Genomic DNA, 3,724 nt, shown 5'->3' with positions numbered 1-3,724 from the left:
CTAAAAACTAATTTTTACAGATAAAACGTCTAAGCTTTTTATAAGGATTATATAAATTTTCTTAAGAATATTGAAAGGTTATGTGACGAAAATTTCAAAAGGCGTACAGATTGTTTAAAGGTGGCGTTTGATTTTCTTTCACTGAACATAGACTATTAAGCCACCACTACTGTTTTAGTTGTATTTATATCGTCATTATATTTGCTATCAAGCCCACAAGCAAATTTTATATCCACCGTCTTTGCCTTGCTTGGGGTGACATAGATAAGATTACTCTCATCGCTTATATCATCTACAAACTGGAAAAATCCTATACCGCTTTTTGGAAGCGTTGTATTTTTGTATATAGCCTCTATATATTTAGGCGTTATAAAGATGAAATTCTTATCCATGAGCGAGTATTTGAAGTTAAACGATGAGATGCTAAATTTATCCTCTCTAAAGCGAGAGCTTAGATGCTCTTTTAGCTTCTTATCTTTTACATCACCGCCCTCATCTAAATTTAGCTCCATCTCTTTAAATCCCTCTTGGTTTTTATGCTCCACATCATTTAGCTTATATATGCAAACAGCAAGGTTATCTACTTGATTAAGAGCTGATTTTACATGAAGTCTTATCACTGGCTTGTTTAAATTTGGATTTAGCACCGCTGCATTATCGTTTTCAGATGTTGGGCTACCTATACTATGAGCTAGCTTTATCCTGTTTTCTTTTTTTATGCACCTTAGCGGTGAGCTAGTGTTGCTTAGGCACGCTGGCACCAGGTCTTGCATAACAGCATAGTGATTATTCATACTTTTTATGCTTAGAGCAGCTCTTGGTACGTATGCTACCTTAGTGCAAGGATTATGTGCCGAGCAGCCAACTATCGGTGAGTTGATAAAGTCGATATCAAGTATCACGCCTTGATCATCTGACCTTATGCTTCTGCCTGCTCTACTTTTTAATATCACATGGCCGCCATGTGGGCAAACTACCACGTCATCTTCTATTATTGGATTAGCAAAGGCAGTACCGCCAGCACTTAGCGCGCTACTTTTCTTTTCTAAATTTATCCTCTCATTTGCCTTCTCAAGCGACTCTTTGGTCTCTTTGTTTGTTGGTTTTAGGTCTATATTTAGGCTTTTGTTTAGCAAAGAGTAGTTTAGTATGCTTGCCTGTGAATTTTTATAGCTAACACTTAGTCTTCCCTTGTCTTTTTCCTCATCTCTTGGCTGATGAGTGAAGCTTAGTAGGTTAGAATTTGACTCCTCCCCGTCCTCTTCTTTTTTAAAGTATAGCGGATAGTCTGATTGCTCAGTGGCGGTGTTTAGAAGCATAGAACCTAGATATACTCTTTGCTCCATACTTTTACTATCTAGTTTAAATATATCATTTAAGACCGCCGCGTCTATGATGCTTTTATCTTCGGCACTTACACTAAGAGCGTTTTCTTTTTTATGAAAGATATCCCCAAAGCTCTCATTTGCAAGAGCTCTTATATCCTCAGTTGCTAGTTTGTTATTGCGCGCTATATCGTTATTGCTTAAAGTTGATGGTTTATGCGCTATAACTATCGCTTCATCGCTAGAGCTTGCCTCATTAGAGCTAACGCTAGCTAAGAAATTCTCGTTTTCTTCAAGTTTTTTGTAGTCGGCATATTTTAGGCTTATTATGCTTTTTAGTATCTCTATCCTATCTTTGACATACGTAGTAGCAAGCTCTATATCTACCTTGTTATCACACAGGGTTGTTATGCTCTTATAGATATTTTTGTTATAAGCGAAGTATTTGCCTAGTTCGTCTTTTTCTATCTTCTTATCAAAGACAAATAAATTTAAAGCACATATCGCCACTAGCATATCTATATCACCAGCTCTAGCACTACTTACTATCTGCGAGGCATTTAGCTTCTCTATATCCTCGGCGTCTAGAAGCTTAACTAAGTGAGCCTCTTTGTCACTATTTTTATCTATATTTTTTCCTAAATTTTCGATGATATATCCAACCATATCTTGTTTGAATTTATCATCGCTAAATTTCCCTTGCTCATAAAATAGATTTAGATAAGCATAGAAGATATATAAAGGCGTATCAAGCATCGAGGTGTTACTTATGCTATCTATATCCACATCTAAATTTAGCTTCATCCTTATGCATCTTAGTTTAAATTTAAGCGACTGGATATACTCATTTATATAGTCTAGAGCACTTGCTATATCCTTGCCCTCTATCTTTCTTGCGTTTTCTTTATGTTCTAAGAGATAACACATCAAGTATAGGACCATCACACTATCTTTTAGCGAGTGTGACCTAACTAGTATATTGATCAAGTGTCTATTATCTGTGTTTTTATACTCTATCTCATCAGCCATACCGACACCCAGCTTAAACCCAAGATCAGATATAACAGAAAGTGTAGGCTCCCACATTACATGCCAGTCTTTTGTGTAACTATCCTCATTTTTACTGATACGTTGCTTTACACTTTCTATATGATGTATCTCTATACCTAGATCATCACCCTTGCTAGCTCTTTTTATATTTAGGCTTGTATCTTTGTTTGAAAGAGTCTTGCACGCCTTATCATTCTTCTCGACTGCATTTACGCACTCTTTTACCGTGCTCTTGTCATCCTTAAAACCAAGCATGCCTTTTATCTTATTAAAAGCAGAATTTACTAGCTTTCCTAAAAAGCCATCTGGATCAACAAGTCTTGCTACATACTTTACCCCTCTTACTATACCTTTAGCTATAAGACTAAGAAACCTTACCACCCAAGTAAAAGCTGAGCCAATTATCCCACCATAAATTCCTGGAGCATTATAAGTATATAGCTCTTTTACTCCACTATCTTTAAATGCAACAGCATATATCTGCGCTAGGTGTCCGCCTAGTGAGTGACCTGAGAGGATGACCTCTTTAGGGCCATGAGAGACTTGCTCTTGGTTTAAATTTAAAGAGCTTTCATTCTCACCATCCACACTATTTAAATTTAAACTATGAGAATTTATAGCTTCAACCATGCTTGATTGGAGTGATGTTAGTGCAGATATCTGCATAATGGCCCTAGAGGTAATAGCCATGAAAAAGTCATCAACAAAGTCGTTTCCCTTTATCTCAGTTCCTCTAAAGCCTATGATATAGTTTGACTTGGCAGTGTCATAAAACACTGTCGAGCTAAAGCCTGATTTTTGATTTGGTATATGTTTTACTAGCTCGTAGCGATTGACAAAGAGCTTTGTGCGAGGGGAGTGGACTTCTTTTTTGTAAAAAATGTAAGGATCTCCAACCACTTGTCCATTTTCATCTACTGGAAAGTCTATAAAATTACTTATATCATTATCCAAAGTAACATCTTTTTTACTATCTGGCTTAGTTATTTTTTTATCTTGCATAAATCTTGCTTCTATTGCTAAAGCATAAGCAGTAGGATCACCAATCCGACGGTTATTTATTCTTGATTGTCTAGTTTGATTATTTTCTGTTATTTTATCGTCAAGTCGTATATTGTCCGAGTATCTCCAAACAGGATTATCAATCTCTTCTTTTTTACATGAATTTATTGTATTTTCTGGCAAATTTTCCAACCCATGCTTTTTTGATAATCTATCTAGCTCTCCTTCTTCATTCTCAAAGACATTATGCAAAAGAGCATAAGAAGCATCAGCGATATCTATATAGTCTTTAAAGCAGTTTATTAGCTTTTTGCTTGATTTTTTAGTTTGCATTATTTGTCCTTGCT

At 35.9% G+C, this 3,724-nt stretch carries 1 protein-coding gene; it reads right to left on the bottom strand.

Going from position 1 to position 3,724, the window contains the following annotated elements; genetic code table 11:
- Positions 1-155 precede the first annotated feature (155 nt).
- Positions 156-3,710 (bottom strand): Mbeg1-like protein, encoded by a 3,555-nt coding sequence (locus Q0296_RS08505; protein WP_298039331.1) that lies wholly within the window; start codon positions 3,708-3,710, stop codon positions 156-158.
- Between the last annotated feature and the right edge of the window lie 14 nt (positions 3,711-3,724).

It is taken from the genome of uncultured Campylobacter sp. (assembly GCF_937890585.1).
GTDB lineage: Bacteria > Campylobacterota > Campylobacteria > Campylobacterales > Campylobacteraceae > Campylobacter_A.
The sequence above is the reverse complement of the archived record's forward strand: the minus strand, read 5'-3'. Positions and strand labels throughout refer to the sequence as shown.